The sequence below is a fragment of the Streptomyces sp. NPDC006711 genome, from assembly GCF_042869775.1.
Taxonomy (GTDB): domain Bacteria; phylum Actinomycetota; class Actinomycetes; order Streptomycetales; family Streptomycetaceae; genus Streptomyces.
In genome coordinates, this window is sequence record NZ_JBIAGO010000016.1 from 99,602 (window position 1) to 119,232 (window position 19,631).

Here is a 19,631-nt window from a genome sequence, read left to right on the forward strand (position 1 = left end):
TTCTGCCGGGCCCAGGGGGCGTGCGGAGGGTGTCGAACACGGTCGTACAGTGAATGAGGACGCGCACCGATCGCATCCACGGGGATCCACGAGGTTCGACAGGGAGCTGGCGTGAACGAGCTGCGATGTGTCCGGCTGGGTTTCGGCGAGGACGCGGTCGACTACCAGGAGGCCTGGGACGAGCAGCGGCGCGTGCACGCGGCCCGGTTCGCCGACGAGATCCCCGACACCTGTCTGCTCGTCGAGCACCCCCCGGTCTACACGGCGGGGCGGCGCACGCAGGACAGCGAGCGCCCCCTGGACGGCACCCCGGTCATCGACGTCGACCGGGGCGGCAAGATCACCTGGCACGGCCCCGGCCAGCTCGTCGGCTACCCGATCCAGAAGCTGCCGCGCCCCGTCGACGTGGTCGCGCACGTACGCCGGCTGGAAGAGGCCCTGATCCGTACCGCCGCCGACTTCGGCGTGGAGACCACCCGGGTCGAGGGCCGCAGCGGGGTGTGGGTCCTCGGCGATCCGGTCGAGCGGCGCCCCAAGCTCGGCGGGCTTTCCCTGGACTTCGACCCGCGCCTGAACGACGACGAGTTCGACGCCCGCCTCAACGGCCCCGAGTACGCGCCCTCCAACGCCGGCCAGCGCCGCGAGGACCGCAAGCTGGCGGCGATCGGCATCCGCGTCGCCAAGGGCGTCACGATGCACGGCTTCTCCTTCAACGTGAACCCGGACAACACCTGGTTCGACCGGATCGTGCCGTGCGGGATCCGGGACGCGGGTGTGACGTCGCTCTCGTACGAACTGGGCCGCGAGGTGACCATCGCGGAGGTCCTGCCGGTGGCCGAGAAGCACCTGCGCGACATCCTGGAGCACGCGCAGCCGGCTCCCCGGGTGATCGAGCGGGAGACCGAGCGGGCGTCGGCGTAGCGGCCCGGCCCTGAGACCCACCCGCCCAGGGAACAGCCGGGGAATGCGGCCGCCCCCCTTCGAGTTACCCCCCGGGGGGAAGCCGCACCTCACCCGAGCAAACAACGGGCGTACCCTAGGGTTCGCCGAAGAATCGAAGTCACAGGGAGCCGGACGTGTCCGCAGTCGCACCCGACGGACGCAAGATGCTGCGCCTGGAGGTCCGGAACAGCCAGACCCCCATCGAGCGCAAGCCCGAGTGGATCAAGACCCGGGCGAAGATGGGTCCCGAGTACAACCAGCTGCAAAAACTGGTCAAGAGCGAGGGGCTGCACACGGTCTGCCAGGAGGCGGGCTGCCCCAACATCTTCGAGTGCTGGGAGGACCGCGAGGCCACCTTCCTCATCGGCGGTGACCAGTGCACCCGGCGCTGCGACTTCTGCCAGATCGACACGGGCAAGCCCGAGGCGCTGGACCGCGACGAGCCCCGCCGCGTGGGCGAGTCGGTCGTCACGATGGACCTGAACTACGCCACCATCACCGGCGTCGCCCGCGACGACCTGGCCGACGGCGGCGCCTGGCTGTACGCGGAGACGGTGCGCCAGATCCACGCGCAGACCGCGGACCGCGCCGAGGGGCGCACCAAGGTCGAGCTCCTGGCCCCCGACTTCAACGCGGTCCCCGAGCAGCTGCGAGAGGTCTTCTCCTCCCGCCCCGAGGTCTTCGCGCACAACGTCGAGACCGTGCCGCGCATCTTCAAGCGGATCCGCCCCGGCTTCCGTTACGAGCGCTCCCTCGACGTGATCACCCAGGCCCGCGACTACGGCCTGATCACCAAGTCGAACCTGATCCTCGGCATGGGCGAGACCCGCGAGGAGATCAGCGAAGCGCTTCAGCACCTGCACGACGCGGGTTGCGAACTCATCACGATCACCCAGTACCTGCGCCCCTCCGTGCGCCACCACCCCGTCGAGCGCTGGGTGAAGCCGCAGGAGTTCGTGGAGCTGAAGGAGGAGGCCGACGAGATCGGTTTCTCCGGCGTGATGTCGGGCCCGCTGGTCCGCTCCTCCTACCGCGCCGGGCGCCTGTACCAGCAGGCGATGGAGGCACGGAGCGCCGCCACCACGGCGTGAGCCGCGCGCCTCGCGCGTAAGCCGCGCGGCGCTCCGTGTGAACCGAGGGGGCTCCGCGTGAACCCGCTCACAAGCTCCTACCGATCGGTAAACGCCGCGCCGACGCGGCTCGTACCGTCCCCGCAGGTCGGGGCACGCGTACGGGCCGCGTCGGCGTTTTCCGGGCCCGCGTCAAGGTTTCATTGGGGTTTGACCGCTTCGACACGCCCTGGTAACACCAAACAGTGACGATGGCTCTACGCACCGCGCACACCGCCGCACCCCATCCGCCCGTTCCCGACTTCCGTCCCGAGGGGGGACCTCGACGATGCAGGCCGCTACCGCTCAGCAAACCGTGCGAGCCACCACGCTTCCGTCCGTGACCGGCGCCCTGCGCGCCATGGAATCGCTCCTCATCGGCTCCGGCCAGCGCACCGCCCGCCGCAACGCCTGGACGGCCGTTCTGGAGGACCGCCGCCGGGCCAAGGACCGGGTCGAGGCGCAGCACGTACTGGAGGCCGTGGCCACCCGTCACCCGTAGGCCACGTAAACTTCCTGGTATGGCGAGGAAGGCAACCGCAGAGAGCGCTGCGAACGATGCGAATGCGGGGCGACTGAAGCAGATCGCCCTGACCTACAAGATGACCCGGAAGGCCGATTCCAAGATCGGGCTGGTCATCGCCGGCGTGGGAATCGTCGTCATCGGCGTCTTCCTCGCGATCGGGTTCCTGCTCGGGCACCCGGTCTACCTGGGCATTCTCGGCCTTCTTGTGGCCGTGCTCGCGATGGCGATCGTCTTTGGACGGCGTGCCGAGCGGGCGGCCTTCGGCCAGATGGAGGGCCAGCCGGGCGCGGCCGCGGCCGTGCTCCAGAACATCGGGCGCGGCTGGACCACCACCCCGGCCGTGGCGATGAACCGCAGCCAGGACGTCGTGCACCGGGCCGTCGGCCGGGCCGGCATCGTGCTCGTCGCCGAGGGCAACCCGAACCGGGTGAAGGCCCTGCTGGCCGCCGAGAAGAAGAAGATGGCCCGCATCGTGGTGGACGCCCCGGTCCACGACGTGATCGTCGGCGACGGCGAGGGCCAGGTGCCGCTCAAGAAGGTGCGCACCACGCTTCTGAAGCTGCCCCGCGTCCTGTCGGGCCCCCAGGTCACCGCGGCCAACGACCGGCTGCGCGCGATGGGCGACCTGATGAGCAACATGCCGCTGCCGAAGGGTCCGATGCCCAAGGGCATGCGGATGCCACGCGGCGGAAAGACGCGCTGACCCTCACCACCTCGTACGCGAACGAACATTTCGTACGCGAACGAAGGCGGCCCGGACCGAGATGGTCCGGGCCGCCTTTTCGTGTCCGGTCTTCGCGTCCGGTTGTCTCCGTGTCCGGGCGTCCGGTTTGTTTCCGTGTCCGGCCGGGGTCAGATCCTGACCTGCACCGCGCGCGCGAGGCGGTCGTGCAGGCCCCGGCCGTCGCGGTCCCAGATCAGCGCGGGGATGGCCAGGCACAGCAGGACGGTGCGTACGGTGACCCGCACGATGCCGAGCCGGCCGCCCTCCTCGGCGACCACGCGCAGGCCCAGCAGCCGCTTGCCGGGGGTGGACCCGACGGTCCCCACGGTCAGCACGCCGAGCAGGAAGAAGACGAGGAGCGCCCAGTTGTTGGCGGCGTGCGTGTTGCCGTGGGCGATCAGCTGGTAGGCGATCAGGGCGCACAGGGCCCAGTCGATGAAGATGGCGCCGAAGCGCCGGCCGAGAGGGGCCACCGAGCCGGGCCCGTCCTTGGGCAGACCGAGCCGCTGGCCCCGGTAACCGAAGTCGACACCCATGTCCTCGGCGGCCGCGCGGGGCCCCGAGAGCCACGATCCCATTGCTTGCCTGTTGTCCACGGCTCCCACGGTACTGCGCCCGTTTTCGATCAGTTCGGCCCGGGTCGGTCTTGGGCGGTCGTCACCTGGCCGGTTAACTTGGGCGAAACAAACGGGTCACGCTTGAGAAATGCCGTCTGCCTATGGTCGGGTCCAGCGTGTGCCACCGCAACGGCCGCACGACCGAGCCGCAACCCCGCCCCCTCCCCGGGTGGGAGTAGGAGGAGTTGGATGTTCCAGAACGCCGACGACGCGAAGAAGTTCATCGCGGACAACGACGTGAAGTTCGTCGACGTCCGGTTCTGCGACCTGCCGGGCGTGATGCAGCACTTCACGATCCCCGCGAAGGCGTTCGACCCCGCCGAGGAGCTCGCCTTCGACGGTTCGTCGATCCGCGGCTTCCAGGCCATCCACGAGTCCGACATGGCGCTCCGCGCGGATCTGTCGACGGCGCGCGTCGACCCGTTCCGCCGGGACAAGACGGTCAACATCAACTTCTTCATCCACGACCCGATCACGGGCGAGCAGTACAGCCGCGACCCGCGCAACATCGCCAAGAAGGCCGAGGCCTACCTCGCCTCGACCGGCATCGCGGACACCGCGTACTTCGGCCCCGAGGCCGAGTTCTACGTCTTCGACTCGGTACGGTTCGAGACCTCGGCGAACCAGTCCTTCTACCACATCGACTCCGAGGCCGGCGCCTGGAACACCGGCTCGGAGGAGAACAACCGGGGCTACAAGGTCCGCTACAAGGGCGGCTACTTCCCGGCCCCGCCGGTCGACCACTTCGCCGACCTGCGCGCCGAGATCTCCCTGGAGCTGGAGAACTCCGGCCTTCAGGTCGAGCGCCAGCACCACGAGGTCGGCACGGCCGGCCAGGCGGAGATCAACTACAAGTTCAACACGCTGCTCGCCGCGGCCGACGACCTGATGCTCTTCAAGTACATCGTGAAGAACGTCGCCTGGCGCAACGGCAAGACCGCGACCTTCATGCCGAAGCCGATCTTCGGTGACAACGGCTCGGGCATGCACGTCCACCAGTCCCTGTGGGCCGGCGGCGACCCGCTCTTCTACGACGAGCAGGGTTACGCGGGCCTGTCGGACATGGCGCGCTACTACATCGGCGGCATCCTCAAGCACGCGCCGTCGCTGCTGGCCTTCACCAACCCGACGGTGAACTCCTACCACCGCCTGGTCCCCGGCTTCGAGGCTCCGGTCAACATGGTCTACTCGCAGCGCAACCGCTCCGCCGCGATGCGCATCCCGATCACGGGCTCCAACCCGAAGGCCAAGCGCGTCGAGTTCCGCGCGCCTGACCCGTCCTCGAACCCCTACCTCGCCTTCTCCGCGCTGCTGCTCGCGGGCCTCGACGGCATCAAGAACAAGATCGAGCCCGCCGAGCCGATCGACAAGGACCTCTACGAGCTGGCCCCCGAGGAGCACGCGGGCGTCCAGCAGGTCCCGACCTCGCTCCCGGCCGTCCTGGACGCGCTCGAGGCCGACAACGAGTACCTTCAGGCCGGCGGTGTCTTCACCTCCGACCTGATCGAGACGTGGATCGACTACAAGCGCACCCACGAGATCGCCCCGATCCAACTGCGCCCGCACCCGCACGAGTTCGAGCTGTACTTCGACCTCTAAAGATCAACAGCTAGTTGACCTCCAGGTTCGCGTTGCGGACCCTTCGCCAGTCCGTGAGGGGTCCGCAATTCTTTTGTTCCCTCCGGCCCTCGTTCGCGCGACAGCGTCCCGGGTCGGCCGTCCGTGTCCGGGATCGGGATGGCGGCGCCACTCGGGCACAGCCAGGCCGGGCAACACCCACAGCTGCGTCCTGGCACGTATGCGGCCAGCCTCCGCACGTCAATTGACTCGGACCAGCGTCCGCAGCGGCTCAGGGCTACCCGGACACCTGGGGGATCCGGAAACCGGTGGCCGGTAGCAGCGCTCGGCCGATGCGTCCGTTCCCGAAGCCTGCTCTTGCCGAACCCGGCGCCCCGTGGGCGTCACTGGCCGCCCCAAGCGGCCTGGCGCTGTGGCGAATGTGCGGCAGCCTTTGGCCTACGGAAGATCAGGAACGCTGAGGCGTGGTCCCTGTGGTCATGTGAGAAGGACGCTTGATCGAGCTGCCAGCCCAGAGCTTCGACCGCTTCGATCTGCTCCGCCACCCCTGACAGGGAGCCGGAATAGTTGCTCTGCAGAGATCCCTGGTTGACACGGCACACGAACACGGTGCGGCCTTCATCGAGAGCCCGCTGCGCTTCCTTGCTGATCGCCTCGGCCTTGGCGTCCTTGATCCACCCCATGGTCCCCCCAGGAATCGTCGAGGCAAGGACGTTACCGCCGCTATGACGGTGACGTCAGCAGATCAACACACAAGGGTCGGCGTCGGATGGAGTGGCACCAACCTCGCCACCGTGGACCCCGCCGCCGTGCTTCCCGGGGTGAACACCACGTCGCGGCCAGTGACGTGCGAATTCATGACCGGACGGTGGCCAGGATCCGTGGCACGGACGAGAGATAGCGGTACGCACGCACGTTGATCAGCCGCAACCACGTCCGGCCCTACGGTGGCCCGCTTCCTGGAAACGGCCTGTACGAGTGCCAGGAGAACGGCCCGCATGACAGGCTTCGTGTCCTGTTCTTGGGTGAGGGGATGTTCCGCAAGAAGGTGCAGTTGGTGACCCGGGAGGATGCCGCGCGGATGGCCTGCCGGATGGGACCGAAGCCTTCGAGTGATCCGCCCTCCCAACTGGGGGTGGCCAACGAGTTCGGGCTCACTCGTCTCGGGGGCCCAAAACGGCCGTTTCCCGATGCGGCACGACACGTCGAGGTACCGTGGGAGGGCGTTGCTGCGGCGGCGCGTCTCGCCAGATCCGGTCCCGGCGCCGGAGCGAGCAGTGGGCTCTTGAGAGTCACCCGCAGTCGGCAGTCGGTACAAATCAGGGCATCCAACCTGTCTCTTTTGTCGTCGCCGGGCGACAAGCGGAAGGGGCACGGTATGTCCAGGTCACGTAATGCAACGAAGCTGGCGAAAAGCATCGTTCGCCGAACATCGCTCAAGCAGTCGACTGCTTCAAGACTCGCGAAGCAGGCTCACATGCATCTCGGGTCCCCGGTCGCCGATTCCCCCGACCCGCTCCAACGCCGCCTGGAAGCGTACGTGGCCCATGTACTGGCCGACGGGCTCCGGGACCATCAGCTCAATGGCGCCCTCCTCGGGGTGCGGCGGGCCGAACTGAGGGACCAGAACCTGAAGTTGCAGCTGGAACCCGATATGGCGAACGAGGTGCTGCGCATACTCCTTCCCAGGTTCGACCACTCGTACGGCGGCGTCCGAGGAGTGGCCGGTCTGCGAGTTCGCGGCAACGAACGGTGCTTGGACCTCTATGACGCGACGACTGCGGCCCAGGTCACCGTCGCCCGGTCGGATGGAGGGCCCATTCGTCTGCCGTCGGCCCGCGACAACGAGGTGCTGCTGTGGAAACGGGTTCCAGGAGGTTCCTCGCGCGACGAACAGCAGGAGGCCGAGGACTGGACGGCGTCACGGGGAATCGAGGATCTGCGGGTGCGTGACCTTCTGTTCAGCCGCTTGCTTCGCTGCCCGGAACTGGTCAATGGAACGGCGGCGCCCCATGGGTTCGCCAACTGCTACACCCATCACCCCGGCGACCTTGTGATCGAATGGTGTTGCGGAGAATCCGTGGAAGCGCTCTGCGCGCACCTCCTGGCCCACGGCTTCGCCGACGACGTACCCCGAGCCGACGCGATCAGACTGTTCTCCCAGCACTCCGCCCAGTTCGGCCGTGCCACGGTCATCCTCAATCGTCACGCGTCATGTCTGTACGGTCGGCACGCGCAGGAAATCACCCGTTCCATCAGGGAGGGGTACGCGTCATGACCCTGTCCGGGGTGGCGCTCGTGCTCCCGGCCTGCATGGCGCTGGCAATAGTCGCGCGTTACCTGCGCGATCTCGCCGTGCTCCGCCAGTTGGAACGCCTTCTGCGGGGGTGCGATGAGACACAGAGAGTGGAAGTCTGCCGGATCTTGGCCTCGTCGCTGCGCAGCGGTGTGCAGTCTGAGAACACCGCGCCGCCCGATCAAGCATGTCACCGGTAGGAGGCCACCCGCTCCGATCCTGCTTGCACGCAGTCAGCCCCCGCAGCACGCCACCGTCCTGTCGAGCGGCGGGGCCAGGAGCGACGCGGTTGCCTTGGTTCGTGCGGAAGATGAGGAGCCGCCGGGCTGGGGGCGCTGCTCCTGCTCCCCGCGTGCCGCAGCGCGTCGCCGGGGTGAAGGCCGCCCGCGTGCACTACGAGGCGTCGCGGGCGATGAGCACGGAGCGCCGCGCGCTGAACTTGCTGCGGTGGTTCGGGCTCGACAAGGGCACCGCCGGCCAGCTGCGCTCCCGCACGATGGCGCACTCCATGCTCGACCGGTTCCGGACGATCGGCGGGCCGGTGGACGCGGCCGCCGACAAGGCCGTGCACCTCCTACTCGGTACTTGGCACGCTCGCGGGCGGGCTCGCGGCCGGCGTGGTGTGGGTCGCGCCGGCCTGGCTGCTCGGGCCGGATGTCGGTAGCTGACGCCTCCGGCACCGGACGTCGTACGGGCCGAGGCCCTGACGTACCGCTGTCCCGGCAGCGAGGGGCCCGCCCTGAAGAAGGACATTTTTGAGTGTGCAAGGGCGGAGTGCTCGTAGGCGCCGGAGTGGGCGGCCGCACGGCGTACCGACGCGTCGTCCCACCAGCGTGCTCGACGCCAGGGCCGAGCACCTTATCTTCCCCGGACTGCGGAACGTCGTCCGGAACCGCGTGGTGGTCCTGGTGGCCCGCCGCCTGGCGAACGTCGCGGTCGCCGACGGCATCGTCATCCTTGGCCGGGGCCGGATCATTCAGGAGAGCACCTTCGTCGAACACACCGCCGCCGACGGCCTGTTCAGGGCGTTGTGGCTCCCGCAGAACGACTGCGGGGTGCCGGGCCCGCGAACGCCCGGTAAGGGGTGAGGGACGGGGGCCGGGGCCGGGCCGGCTAGCTCACGCCCCCGTCCCCGCCCACTTCTGCTCCACCTTCCCCAGCCGCCAGTACGCCAGCGCCGCCGCCCAGACCACCACGAACAGGCCGACGATGACGAAGCCCACGTTGTCCAGGTCCAGGGCCGCGATCCAGCCGCTGACCGGGTCGGTGAGGTCGAACTTCTCGTGGATGACGCCGACCAGTTCGATGGTGCCGATGAAGAACGCGACGGCGATCGAGAGGCCGGTGATGGTGAGGTTGTAGTAGACCTTGCGCACGGGGTTGGAGAACGCCCACTGGTAGGCGAAGTTCATGAACGTGCCGTCCAGCGTGTCGAACAGGCTCATCCCCGCGGCGAACAGCAGCGGCAGGCACAGGATGGCGTACCAGGGCAGTCCGGCGGCGGCGCCCGTGCCGGCCATGACCATCAGGGTGACCTCGGTCGCGGTGTCGAAGCCGAGGCCGAAGAGGAAGCCGAGCGGGAACATCTGGCCCGGCCGCGAGATGGACTTGGTGAAGCGGCCCAGGACGCGGTTCATGAACCCCCGCGAGTCCAGGTGCGCTTCGAGCTCCTTCTCGTCGTACGCGCCCGACCGCATCGCGCGGAACACCTTCAGGATGCCGAACAGGGCGACGAGGTTGAGCGCGGCGATGAGGTAGAGGAAGGATCCGGAGGCTGTGGTTCCGAGGACGCCGAGCACCTGGTGGGTGTCGGACTTCTCGTTCATGATGGTGCCCGCGAGCTGTGCGCCGCCGGCCACCAGGGCCGCCATGATGACGACGACGCTGGAGTGGCCGAGCGCGAACCAGAAGCCCACGGACACCGGCCGCTTGCCGTCGGCCATCAGCTTGCGGGTGGTGTTGTCGATGGCCGCGATGTGGTCGGCGTCGAAGGCGTGCCGCATGCCGAGCGTGTACGCGGTGATGCCGAGGCCGATGCCGTACGTCTTGGCGCCGACCGCGTAGTGCGCGGGGGCCACCAGGAGGAAGAGGATGCCGAACGCGGCCACGTGCAGGGCGGCTATCACCGCGAGCAACAGGCCGGTGCGGACGGTGTCCTCGCGGCGCCAGTGGAAGGCCGGTGAGGCGGCGCCCGCCTCGGCGGACGTGGGGGTGGACAGGGTCATGCGGTCACGCTCCAGCACCTCGTGGATCACTTCGTGAGATGCCGCGGCCGGTCTCCTGGCTGACGGGTGGGTGCGACCGCCCCGGCCTTCCCAGCCAGGTGGATCCTGGCCAGTGGCCCGCGAGGGGACGGCTGCTCCCCCGTGGAACCGATGGGGGAACCCGATCACAGTGGCGAGGGCCGCTCCGGTTTCCCACCGGTCTTCCCGAACACCACGGCCAGGTCACCCTAGACGCTGGAGAGTTGCCCGCACAGCTGCACAGCTGTGCAGGTATCGAAGATCACACGGCGCGTCCGCCGCAGCCGGGCCTCGTGAGGACCGGGCCCCCGGGCGGACCGGGGCTCGAACGCGCACGGCCCGGCTCGGACGCGCACGGCCCGGGGCTCGGACGCGCACCGCGCTCCTGCGAGGATGCCGGTATGCATCTCGTCCCCGCCGACCGCGCCGGCCACCGCACCATCGACGGCCACCGCGTGTGTGACGCCATCGCCGCGATCGGCGACCCCGCGCGCGTACGCTCCTGGGCCGACCGCTTCTCGCTGCTCGCCGACCCCAACCGGCTCGCCCTGCTGCTCGCGCTGCGCCGGGCCGGACCGCTGGCCGTCTCCGACCTGGCCGTCGCGACCGGCATGCGCGACCCGGCCGTCTCGCAGGCGCTGCGTCTGCTGCGGGCCGCCGGCGCGGTCGCCGGCGAGAAGGACGGGCGGGTGGTGCGCTACCGGGTGGTGGACGAGGCGACCGCGCGCCTGTTGGACCAGTACGCGATGACGCCCTCGGGGACCGGCCCCGGCCACGCCTCGACGGCATGACCGGGACCGGATGCGGCGACGGACCGGCCGCCGCCGGTGATCAGCGGCCGTCGTAGATCAGCGCGCGCACCATCCGGCACGTCGTCTCCGACGGCGGGTGGACGCCGATGAGGGCGGCGACGGTCCGTATCGTGCGGTCGGGCGCCTGCTCGGGCCGGTAGACGCCCGTGTCGAGCAGCGCGACGGCCAGGCGCATGGCCTTCAGGCGGCGGTTGTGCGACTCGTACCACGCGCGCGGACGCCCGGCGGGCAGCGGCACTTTGCGAAGGGGCGCGAGGGACAGCTGTTTCGGAGCGCGCGAGGTGAGTACGGCAGCGGTCATGGGCATCCTCCTGGGCAGTCGGGAACCCTCACTTACTGCCTCGATTTTACTGGGCACCACTGACAATCGGCCCTGGCCAGCGGCGCTTTGGGGACGTACTGCGGGTACTCTCGCGGGCATGGAGATCTGGATCAACCCGGCCTGTTCGAAGTGCCGCGGCGCGGTGAGCCTGCTCGACGCGGAGGGCGCCGACTACGCGGTGCGCCGCTACCTCGAAGACGTGCCGTCCCCGGACGAGATCCGGGCCGTCCTGGACCGGCTCGGCCTCGAACCGTGGGACATCACACGCACCCAGGAACCCGACGCCAAGGAACTCGGCCTCAAGGACTGGCCCCGTGACGCGGACGCCCGCGAGCGCTGGGTCACGGCGCTCGCCGAGCACCCCCGGCTCATCCAGCGCCCGATCATCACGGCGGACGACGGCACGGCCGTGGTGGGCCGCACCGACGACGCCGTACGCGACGCCCTGAGGCGGAAGTAGCGCCGCCTCAGGCCCCGTCGAGCTGGGCCTGCGCGTCGGCCAGAAGCTCGGTGACGCGCGCTCCGTACCGTACGTCGCAGGGGTGCGGCGTCCCGGTGCGGGCCGACGCGATGAGCGCGTCGAGCGCGGCGCCGAACGCGTCGAGCGCGCCGCCCCAGCCGGGCATCGTCACCACGCCATCGGCGCCGGTCAGCGTCACCTCGACGCCCGCGGCGGCCTCGGGCGCGGTGAAGCTGAGGGCGGCCGTGCTGGAGGCGCCCGAGGCGTGCCGCAGGATCAGGTGCGCGGTGTCGCCAGGTCCCGCCGCGGCCGTCACCGCCGTCACCTCGCCGAGCGCCCCTTCGAGCACGGCGACGGCGTGCGGTCCCACGTCCCACAGCGCGCCCTTCTCGCCGCGCCAGGGCGACGCGGCGTAGGGGCCGCGCTCGGCGTCCGGCGTGAACAGCGCCGCGTACCACTGGGCGTGCCCGGTGAACCAGCCGTCGCGGGCCGCCTGTTGGGACACCCACGCGGCGGTCTCGCGCGCGAAGCGCAGGGTGAGGAAGACCACGGAGGCCACCCCCGCGCCCTCGGCTGCGGCCGTCAGCTCACGCGCGCTTTCGACGTCGGTGGCGACGGGCTTGTCCAGGAGGAGATGGCAGCCGGCCCGCGCCGCCCGGAGCGCGAGGGGCGCCTGCACGTCCGGCGGCAGCGCGAAGGCGACGGCGTCGCAGTCGGCGAACAGCGCGTCCACGTCCTCGTACACCGCCACGCCGTGCTCCCCCGCGAGCGCGGCCGCTGCCTCGGGCCTGCGCCCCCACACCCCCACGAAGTCGACGTCGCGATGCGCGGCGAGCGCCGGCGCGTGCGTGGCGACGGCCCAGGGGCCCGTGCCTAGGAGACCGATGCGAACGGTGTTACCGGTGGTGTTCATGGGGCCAGTCTGCCCCGGCCCCCGGTCGTCCGCCCCGGCCGGGAATTGAAGTGGCGGGGCCACCGGGGCCGGATGTTAGGTTTCCCGGGCCGGCCGCGGGACTCCGGCGCGACTTCCGGGACTTGCCTCTACCGCAAACATTTCGCAGTTCGCGCCCCCATTCCCCGGCCGGCTCCCCCATTCGCACAACGGAGATCTGCCATGGCCGAGGAGAGCCGCGCCGACCTGGTGGCGGCCGAGGACGTACTCCTCTTCGTCAACGCCGCCATCACCGCCACCGGACAGCGCGAGTTCCACTCGGGCGCGGGCGCACAGCGGCTCTCGCTGGATTTCCTGCACGAGTACGTCCGGGTCAACTACCGCACGGTGTACGCCGCCGCGCTCGCCCTCGACATCAACGACCACAACGCGGCTCTCATCGTGCGCCACCTCCTGGTGAGCGCGGGTGAGGCGAGCGCCGAGGACAAGCGCGTCGAGGGGCGGCTGATCGCGGCGCGGCTCGCGGCGCTGCCCCCGCAGCGGGTGTACCGGCTGATGCGCGCGCTGCGCGCGGCGAAGGTCAACAACCGGCGCACCCGGGCGATCTTCCGCGACTGGCTCGGAGCCCGCCCCGACCTGGGCTTCGACGCGGTGAAGTACCGGGCAGGACTGAAGTCCGCCGCCCGTCATGTCCATCTGCCCTGCCCGGACGCGGAGTTGGGGGATTTCCTGTTCCGGCCCGGGCGACGGTCCCGCTACGCGCATCCGCTGCTCGACGCCCACCGCCGTGCCCATTACGAGCAGGGGGCCCTGTACGAGCTGCCGTTCACGGTCGCCGAGGGGTTCGCGGCCCGGCACGGGGTGGCGCGCGAGACGTTCCTCAAGCGCGTCGCGCCGCGCGCCACCCGGCTGGAACGGCTGCGCCTCCAGGGGCAGGCGGGGGCGCCCGTCGCCGATCTGGCCGGCCTGCCGCTGACCCGGCTCGCCCTGTTCGTCCTCTCGCTCGCACCCGGTGAGCGCGCGGCGCGCCGGGCGGAGCTGACGGACGCGCTGCGGGCGGCGGCGCTGCGCGCGGCCGGGCCGCACGCGCGCTCCTGGGGCCGCGTCGCCGCGGTGCTCGACGACAGCTACTCATCGGCCGGCTCGGGCCTCAAGCGCCGCCGCCCGCTCGCGGTGGCTCTGGCCTGCCATTTCCTCCTGGAGGCGCTGGCCGCGCCGGGGGCCTACCGGGGGTGGTGGACCTCGGGCGCCACCGACGCGCTGCTCGTACGGCCGCGCGGCGCGACGCCGCTGGGCAGTCGCCTCCTGGACGCCCTTGAGGAGGGTCCCGAGCGGGTCGTGGTGGTCTCCGACGGCTGGGACAACGCCCCGCCGGGCCTGGCCGGTGAGGTGCTGCGGGTGTGGCGCACCCGGCTCGACCCGGGCCTGCGCACCCGAGTGGTGCACCTCAATCCCGTATACGACGCGGACGGTTTCGACGTGCGACGGCTCGCCCCCTCGGTCCCCACGGCCGGCATTCGCGACGCGGAGGACCTGCCCGCCCTGGTGGAGATCGCCGCGTTCGCCGAGGGGCGCACGGGCCTGGCCGAGCTGTCCACGTATCTGGACCGCCGCACGGCCGACTTCGTCGCGAGCGTCCGGTGACCGCGCTCGACCTGACCGGGCTGAGCGCCGGACCGGCCCAGGTGTGGGGCGGCATCCGGCTGGTGCCCCTGCTGCGCGCCGAGCCCGTGGCGGGGCTCCGGCTGCACCGGGAGGCGTACGGCGGCGGGGACTTCGCCACCGAGGACGTGCGCCTGAACGACGGCACCCACTACACCTCCTACATCCCGCACGGCTTCGTGGCCGACTGGTCGGGCGAGGGTACGGCGGCGGCGTACGGCACGAACCTGGGCGGCGCGGCGCCGGCGGGCCGGGTGGCGCTGCACCGGATGGCGAAGCGGCGGCCGGGCGACCGGCTGCGGTTCCTGCCGCTGCACCTGGCCCTCGAGGGCTATCTGGCGCTGCACTTCGGCGGGCCCTCGACGCTGTGGGACACCTGGTCGCGCGAGGCGCTGCGCTCCGGGCTCTCGCCGCGCGTCGAGAGCGCCTACCTCGGCGCGGACGTGCCCGGCCTCGCCGACGCGCTGCGCGTCTTCGAGATCCATCCGCGTCAGTGCGGCGTCCTGGTGTACGCGGCGGACGCGCTCGGCGCCGCCTTCGCGGTGCCGCACCCCGACGACTACCGGGCGCTGCACGCGACGCTGCTTCAGGATCTGTTCGGTGAGCTGATCCACCAGTACGCGCTCTTCGGCCGCCCGGCGGCGGAGTTCACCGCCCGCATCGAGGACCGTCACGTGCGCGGAATCGGCGATCTGCGCGCGGCGGTCCGCGCGCAGGAGCGGGCCTGGCGCGAGGCGCACGACACGGTGATGGCCGCCGAGCTGTACGCCACGTCGTACGCCTTCAGCCGGGTGTACCGGATGGGCGGCTTCGACCTGTGGCGCTTCCTGCCGCCGTTCGAGCGCGGCGGCGCCGCCCAGCACATCGGTGAGGCCATCACCGACCGCAAGGGCCGGGTGGCGTACCTGAAGACGTTCCGCCTCTCCGAGAACCAGGTGCGGCGCGGTCATCTGCTGCGGAGTCTGGCCGCGCACGACTGGCATCTCGGACGATGCGCCGAGGCGCTGGGCACGCGGCCGGCGGAGCTGACCAGGCGCATCCGCGACGCGGGCTTCGCGTCGCTCTTGCGCGAACGCGGGTAACACCGGGTTCACCTACGGGCAACGGACGGGAAATTTCGCCGTGTGAGGCTGCCGCTCGGACAGCGGGCGACGCGGCGTGGCAGGGCGCGGGCACCCCGCGGCTCCCCCGCAGCTCCCGCAGCTCCCGCAGCTCCCGCAAAGGATGGCTTCCGTGACGTTCAAGGCCGAGTACATCTGGATCGACGGCACCGAGCCCACCGCCAAGCTCCGCTCCAAGACGAAGATCATGGCCGGTTCGCCGGCCGGCGTCGAGGAGCTGCCGCTGTGGGGCTTCGACGGGTCGAGCACCAACCAGGCCGAGGGCCACGCGTCCGACCGCGTGCTCAAGCCCGTCTTCTCCTGCCAGGACCCGATCCGCGGCGGCGAGAACATCCTGGTCCTGTGCGAGGTCTTCGACATCGACGGGACGCCGCACGCCTCCAACACCCGCGCGCTGCTGCGTCCGGTGGCCGAGCGCTTCGCGGCGCAGGAGGCGATCTTCGGCATCGAGCAGGAGTACACGTTCTTCGACGGCGCCCGCCCCCTCGGCTTCCCCGTGAACGGCTTCCCGGCCGCGCAGGGCGGCTACTACTGCGGTGTGGGCGCCGATGAGATCTTCGGCCGCGAGATCGTCGAGAAGCACCTCGACCACTGCCTGGCCGCGGGCCTCAGCATCTCGGGCATCAACGCCGAGGTGATGCCGGGCCAGTGGGAGTTCCAGGTCGGCCCGGTCGGCCCCCTGGAGGTCTCCGACCAGCTGTGGATCGCCCGCTGGCTGCTGTACCGCACCGCCGAGGACTTCGACGTGTCGGCGACCCTCGACCCCAAGCCGGTCAAGGGCGACTGGAACGGCGCGGGCGCGCACACCAACTTCTCCACCCGGGCGATGCGGGAAGGTGACCGGAGCTGGGACGCGATCACCACCGCGTGCGAGGCGCTGGGCGAGGGCTCCAAGCCGATGGACCACGTGAAGAACTACGGCGCGGGCATCGACGACCGGCTGACCGGTCTGCACGAGACGGCCCCCTGGGACGAGTACAAGTACGGCGTCTCGGACCGCGGCGCCTCGGTGCGCATCCCGTGGCAGGTCGAGGTGGACAAGAAGGGTTACATCGAGGACCGGCGCCCCAACGCCAACGTCGACCCGTACGTGGTGACCCGGCTCATCGTCGACACCTGCTGCGCCGGCCTGGAGAAGGCCGGCCGGGCCTGACCCCCACGGCCGTCCGGACGCGGGCGCGGCCGGCCCCGCGCCGCCGTGCCCGGGCTGTGCTCGGGCCGCGCTCGGGCCGCGCCCCGGCTGTGCCCCGGCTGTGCTCGGGCCGCGCTCCGCCCCCGCCCCGGTCAACTGGGCGCCCCCGCCCCGGCGGTGGCGCCCTTCGCCATGTCCCCACCCAACCCGCGCCCCCTCGGCCCGGGGCGCATGATTCCGGGTGACGCAGTGCCAGCGGTACGTGCCAGTCCGTGGGAGGGGCTGCTGCGCGGGCCGGTCCGTCTGGTTGAATGGGCCCATGTCCAGCTTCCAGAACTCCGTGACGGGTCGCAGCGACCTCGAGCCGTTCTGGCCGTCCCGCCAGGACCACGACTTCGACCGGGTGTGTTGCCGCGCGAGGAACGCGCCGGCCCTCTAACGCCTCGATCCACTCCAGGCCTTCGGCCCGCGCGCACCGACGTACGTCCCCCGTTGACGACTCCCCGCGCGAAAGAGCTGACCCCTCATGGCGAACACCCGTACCTCCCCGGCCCCCGACGCCACCGCCCCGCTGCCGCTCGGCCGCCACCGCCTGCGGGCCGTGGACCGCGACGAGGTGGCCGGGCCCGGCGCCGGCCAGGTCCTCGACTTCCTTCCGCCGGGCGCCACTTGGCTGCCCGCGCCCCAGCACTCCCTGCCCGCGCTGCCGGGCCGCCCGCCGATGGTGGGCTACCTCGTGCTCGTCCCCGCCGACCAGCGGGCCCCGGTGCTCACCACGGCGCCCGAGCCCCTGACGCCGGCGCCGGCCGGGCCCTCCGCCGCGGGCGGTGACGCGCTCGTACGCATCGACTCCGCGCGCCGCACCGCCGAGGTGGACGGCCGCCAACTCGACCTCACCTACCTGGAGTTCGAGCTCCTGGCCCACTTCGTGGCGCACCCCCACCGGGTGCACACCCGCGACCAGCTGGTGAGCACCGTGTGGGGCTACGGGCACGTCGGCGACGGCCGCACCGTGGACGTCCACGTGGCGCGGCTGCGGCGCAAGCTGGGCGCCGAGCACCGGGGGGCGATCCAGACGGTGCGGCGCGTGGGGTACAAGTACGCGCCCTGATCGGCGCCCCGCCCGAGCCCCCGTCCGCACGGTGGTGCCGGCACCACCGTGCGGACGGGGGCGAAACCCCGTGACCCGCGCCGCGGCATGCGGCGACACTGGGGGCCGGACCAGCGGCACCAGGGAAACGGGGCAACGATGGCGGCGAGCAAGGCACGGGACGCGTTCTCGGCGGGGGTGCGGGGGCTCGCGCTCGCACCGGCCGCGCTGGTGGGGTCGCTCCTGCTGTTCACCCTGAGCGTCGTCGCGATCGCCCTCATACCGGCCGGCGTCGGCGTGTTCGCCCTCCCGTGGGCCCTCGGGGGCGTGCGGGCCCACGCCGAGCGCCGCAGGAACCTGGCCCTGCGCTGGAGCGGCGTACGGATCCCGCCGCCCCGCCCGGCCGCACCGGCCCGCCCGGGCCTCGCGGGCCCGGTCCTGCGGTGTGCCGCGCTCCTGCGCTCCGGCGCCACCTGGCGCGCCCTGCTCTGGCTGCTCGCCGACATGACGGCCGGGTTCCTCACCGCGATCCTGCCGGCCGTCCTGCTCCTGTACGTGGTGTACGGCTGGGTCATCGCGCTCGGCGCCTGGCGGCCGCTCGCCGGCGCGGGCGGCGTCTGGTTCCTGTTCGTGCACGTCACCGACCGCGCGAGCGGTTACGCGGCGGCGGCGCTCGGAACCGCGATCTGCGTGCTCGGCGTGTTCGTCGGACCGGCCCTGCTGCGCGGCCACTTCCGGCTCACCCGCGCGCTGCTCGCCCCCTCCCGCGAGAGGGAACTGGAGCGGCGCGTGGACCGCCTGACCGAGACGCGGCACGACGCCGTGGACGCCTCGGCGGCCGAACTGCGCCGCATCGAGCGGGACTTGCACGACGGGGCGCAGGCCCGCCTGGTCGCCATGGGCATGGACCTGGGCGCCGTGGAAGCGCTCATCGACCGGGACCCTCAGCGGGCCAAGCGCCTGGTCGCCACGGCCCGTGCCGCCTCCGCCGAGGCCCTGACCGAGCTGCGCGACCTGGTGCGCGGCATCCACCCGCCGGTGCTCGCCGAGCGCGGACTGCCCGACGCGGTACGGGCGCTCGCGCTGCGCCTGCCGGTGCCGACCGAGGTGACGGTGGATGTGCCGCACGGCGCGCGCGCCGAGGCGCCGGTGGAGTCGGCGGCGTACTTCGCGGTCAGCGAGCTGCTGACCAACGCCGTCAAGCACGCGGGGGCCGGCCGGCTGTGGGTCGATGTGTCGTACGGCAGGGGCGCGCTGCGGGTGCTGGTCGGTGACAATGGCGGGGGCGGCGCGAAGGCCGGGGCGGGCGGCGGCCTGAGCGGGGTGGAGCGGCGGCTCGGTACCTTCGACGGCGTCCTGGCCGTCAGCAGTCCCGTCGGCGGTCCCACCGTGGTGACGATGGAGATCCCGTGCGCGTTGTCCTAGCCGAAGACCTGTTCCTGCTGCGCGACGGTCTCGTCCGGATGCTGGAGGCCTTCGGTTTTGAGATCCTTGCCGCCGTGGCGAGCGGGCCGGAGCTGACCTCGGCCCTCGACGAGCTCACGCCGGACGTCGCGATCGTCGATGTGCGGCTGCCGCCCTCGGGCACCGACGAAGGCCTCCAGTGCGCGCTCGCCGCCCGCCGCGCCCGGCCCGGCCTGCCGGTGCTCGTCCTGTCCCAGCACGTGGAGCAGCTGTACGCGCGCGAGCTCCTGGCCGACGGCACCGGCGGGGTGGGCTACCTGCTCAAGGACCGGGTGTTCGACGCGGAGCAGTTCATCGACGCGGTGCGCCGGGTGGCGGGCGGCGGCACCGCGATGGACCCGCAGGTGATCCAGCAGCTGCTGGCACGCCGCGAGCGCGACCGGCCGCTCGGGATGCTCACGCCGCGCGAGCGCGAGGTCATGGAGCTGATGGCGCAGGGCCGCTCGAACACGGCGATAGCCGAACGCCTCGTGGTCACCGAGCGGGCCGTCGCCAAACACACCTCCAACATCTTCGCGAAGCTGGGCCTGCCGGTCTCCGACGACGACAACCGCAGGGTGCTCGCGGTGCTCGCCCATCTCGACCGGGGCTGAGCCGGGCCCGGGCGGCGGAGCCCCGGGGGCGTTCCGGGTTAGCCTGGC

At 71.5% G+C, this 19,631-nt stretch carries 21 protein-coding genes and 1 riboswitch; of the genes, 16 read left to right on the forward strand and 5 right to left on the reverse strand.

Annotated elements, in window-relative coordinates; translation table 11 throughout:
• The first annotated feature begins 111 nt into the window (after positions 1–111).
• From lipB to ACFYM2_RS26925, 4 genes are all read left to right on the forward strand, one after another.
• Positions 112–921: a lipoyl(octanoyl) transferase LipB gene (gene lipB / locus ACFYM2_RS26910; protein ID WP_358995562.1), complete on the forward strand. Its 810-nt coding sequence runs from the start codon at positions 112–114 to the stop codon at positions 919–921.
• A gap of 155 nt (positions 922–1,076) precedes the next feature.
• A complete protein-coding gene (gene lipA / locus ACFYM2_RS26915; protein WP_350229917.1) occupies positions 1,077–2,033 on the forward strand; it encodes a lipoyl synthase in 957 nt (318 codons plus the stop codon).
• 307 nt (positions 2,034–2,340) lie between these two features.
• Complete coding sequence (locus tag ACFYM2_RS26920) at positions 2,341–2,553, forward strand: hypothetical protein (RefSeq protein ID WP_350229918.1); 213 nt, start codon at positions 2,341–2,343, stop codon at positions 2,551–2,553.
• Between the two features lie 19 nt (positions 2,554–2,572).
• A complete protein-coding gene (locus ACFYM2_RS26925; protein WP_358995565.1) occupies positions 2,573–3,280 on the forward strand; it encodes a DUF4191 domain-containing protein in 708 nt (235 codons plus the stop codon).
• A 149-nt stretch (positions 3,281–3,429) separates the two neighbouring features.
• Here ACFYM2_RS26925 and ACFYM2_RS26930 read toward each other — a convergent pair whose 3' ends face one another.
• The gene (locus ACFYM2_RS26930) at positions 3,430–3,897 is read right to left on the reverse strand and encodes an RDD family protein (RefSeq protein WP_358995568.1); all 468 of its coding nucleotides are present in this window, start codon (positions 3,895–3,897) and stop codon (positions 3,430–3,432) included.
• A gap of 210 nt (positions 3,898–4,107) precedes the next feature.
• Between ACFYM2_RS26930 and glnA the strand changes: the two genes are divergently transcribed.
• A complete protein-coding gene (gene glnA / locus ACFYM2_RS26935; protein ID WP_350229921.1) occupies positions 4,108–5,517 on the forward strand; it encodes a type I glutamate--ammonia ligase in 1,410 nt (469 codons plus the stop codon).
• Positions 5,518–5,879: 362 nt separating this feature from the next.
• Here the strand turns inward: glnA and ACFYM2_RS26940 are convergent, their stop codons facing one another.
• Positions 5,880–6,179, reverse strand: a complete 300-nt coding sequence (locus ACFYM2_RS26940; RefSeq protein WP_358995571.1) for a hypothetical protein — start codon at positions 6,177–6,179, stop codon at positions 5,880–5,882.
• A gap of 233 nt (positions 6,180–6,412) precedes the next feature.
• On the opposite strand from ACFYM2_RS26940, the gene ACFYM2_RS26945 reads away from it, so the two are divergent.
• From ACFYM2_RS26945 to ACFYM2_RS26955, 3 genes are all read left to right on the forward strand, one after another.
• Positions 6,413–7,774 carry a hypothetical protein gene (locus tag ACFYM2_RS26945; protein ID WP_388839770.1) on the forward strand — a complete coding sequence of 454 codons (1,362 nt, stop codon included), beginning with the start codon at positions 6,413–6,415 and terminating at the stop codon, positions 7,772–7,774.
• Between the two features lie 370 nt (positions 7,775–8,144).
• Positions 8,145–8,456, forward strand: a complete 312-nt coding sequence (locus ACFYM2_RS26950) for a hypothetical protein (protein ID WP_358995576.1) — start codon at positions 8,145–8,147, stop codon at positions 8,454–8,456.
• A gap of 169 nt (positions 8,457–8,625) precedes the next feature.
• Complete coding sequence (locus ACFYM2_RS26955) at positions 8,626–8,880, forward strand: hypothetical protein (RefSeq protein WP_388461642.1); 255 nt, start codon at positions 8,626–8,628, stop codon at positions 8,878–8,880.
• Between the two features lie 30 nt (positions 8,881–8,910).
• Here the strand turns inward: ACFYM2_RS26955 and ACFYM2_RS26960 are convergent, their stop codons facing one another.
• Positions 8,911–10,017: a HoxN/HupN/NixA family nickel/cobalt transporter gene (locus ACFYM2_RS26960; RefSeq protein WP_358995580.1), complete on the reverse strand. Its 1,107-nt coding sequence runs from the start codon at positions 10,015–10,017 to the stop codon at positions 8,911–8,913.
• Between the two features lie 27 nt (positions 10,018–10,044).
• Positions 10,045–10,262: riboswitch (cobalamin riboswitch) on the reverse strand.
• 174 nt (positions 10,263–10,436) lie between these two features.
• On the opposite strand from ACFYM2_RS26960, the gene ACFYM2_RS26965 reads away from it, so the two are divergent.
• Positions 10,437–10,826, forward strand: coding sequence for an ArsR/SmtB family transcription factor (locus ACFYM2_RS26965; RefSeq protein WP_388461646.1), 390 nt, complete (start codon positions 10,437–10,439; stop codon positions 10,824–10,826).
• Positions 10,827–10,866: 40 nt separating this feature from the next.
• Here ACFYM2_RS26965 and ACFYM2_RS26970 read toward each other — a convergent pair whose 3' ends face one another.
• The gene (locus ACFYM2_RS26970; RefSeq protein WP_358995586.1) at positions 10,867–11,148 is read right to left on the reverse strand and encodes a hypothetical protein; all 282 of its coding nucleotides are present in this window, start codon (positions 11,146–11,148) and stop codon (positions 10,867–10,869) included.
• A gap of 118 nt (positions 11,149–11,266) precedes the next feature.
• On the opposite strand from ACFYM2_RS26970, the gene ACFYM2_RS26975 reads away from it, so the two are divergent.
• Positions 11,267–11,629, forward strand: a complete 363-nt coding sequence (locus tag ACFYM2_RS26975; RefSeq protein WP_358995589.1) for an arsenate reductase family protein — start codon at positions 11,267–11,269, stop codon at positions 11,627–11,629.
• A 7-nt stretch (positions 11,630–11,636) separates the two neighbouring features.
• On the opposite strand, the gene ACFYM2_RS26980 is transcribed toward ACFYM2_RS26975, so the two are convergent.
• Positions 11,637–12,542 (reverse strand): Gfo/Idh/MocA family protein, encoded by a 906-nt coding sequence (locus tag ACFYM2_RS26980; protein ID WP_388839775.1) that lies wholly within the window; start codon positions 12,540–12,542, stop codon positions 11,637–11,639.
• Positions 12,543–12,743: 201 nt separating this feature from the next.
• Here ACFYM2_RS26980 and ACFYM2_RS26985 point away from each other — a divergent pair, with 201 nt between their 5' ends.
• The 6 genes from ACFYM2_RS26985 (at position 12,744) to ACFYM2_RS27010 (ending at position 19,583) form a co-directional block, all read left to right on the forward strand.
• Positions 12,744–14,165: a hypothetical protein gene (locus ACFYM2_RS26985; RefSeq protein WP_388839778.1), complete on the forward strand. Its 1,422-nt coding sequence runs from the start codon at positions 12,744–12,746 to the stop codon at positions 14,163–14,165.
• The gene (locus ACFYM2_RS26990) at positions 14,162–15,265 is read left to right on the forward strand and encodes a hypothetical protein (RefSeq protein WP_388839780.1); all 1,104 of its coding nucleotides are present in this window, start codon (positions 14,162–14,164) and stop codon (positions 15,263–15,265) included. The genes ACFYM2_RS26985 and ACFYM2_RS26990 overlap by 4 nt, the downstream gene beginning before the upstream one ends.
• Before the next feature lie 151 nt (positions 15,266–15,416).
• Positions 15,417–16,457, forward strand: a complete 1,041-nt coding sequence (glnII, locus tag ACFYM2_RS26995) for a glutamine synthetase (RefSeq protein ID WP_388839783.1) — start codon at positions 15,417–15,419, stop codon at positions 16,455–16,457.
• A 505-nt stretch (positions 16,458–16,962) separates the two neighbouring features.
• A complete protein-coding gene (locus ACFYM2_RS27000; protein ID WP_358995601.1) occupies positions 16,963–17,547 on the forward strand; it encodes a winged helix-turn-helix domain-containing protein in 585 nt (194 codons plus the stop codon).
• A 138-nt stretch (positions 17,548–17,685) separates the two neighbouring features.
• On the forward strand, positions 17,686–18,951 hold the full coding sequence (locus ACFYM2_RS27005) for a sensor histidine kinase (protein WP_388839786.1): 1,266 nt from the start codon (positions 17,686–17,688) through the stop codon (positions 18,949–18,951).
• Positions 18,936–19,583, forward strand: a complete 648-nt coding sequence (locus ACFYM2_RS27010) for a response regulator transcription factor (RefSeq protein ID WP_359007003.1) — start codon at positions 18,936–18,938, stop codon at positions 19,581–19,583. Before ACFYM2_RS27005 ends, ACFYM2_RS27010 begins: the two co-directional genes overlap by 16 nt.
• Positions 19,584–19,631: the final 48 nt, after the last annotated feature.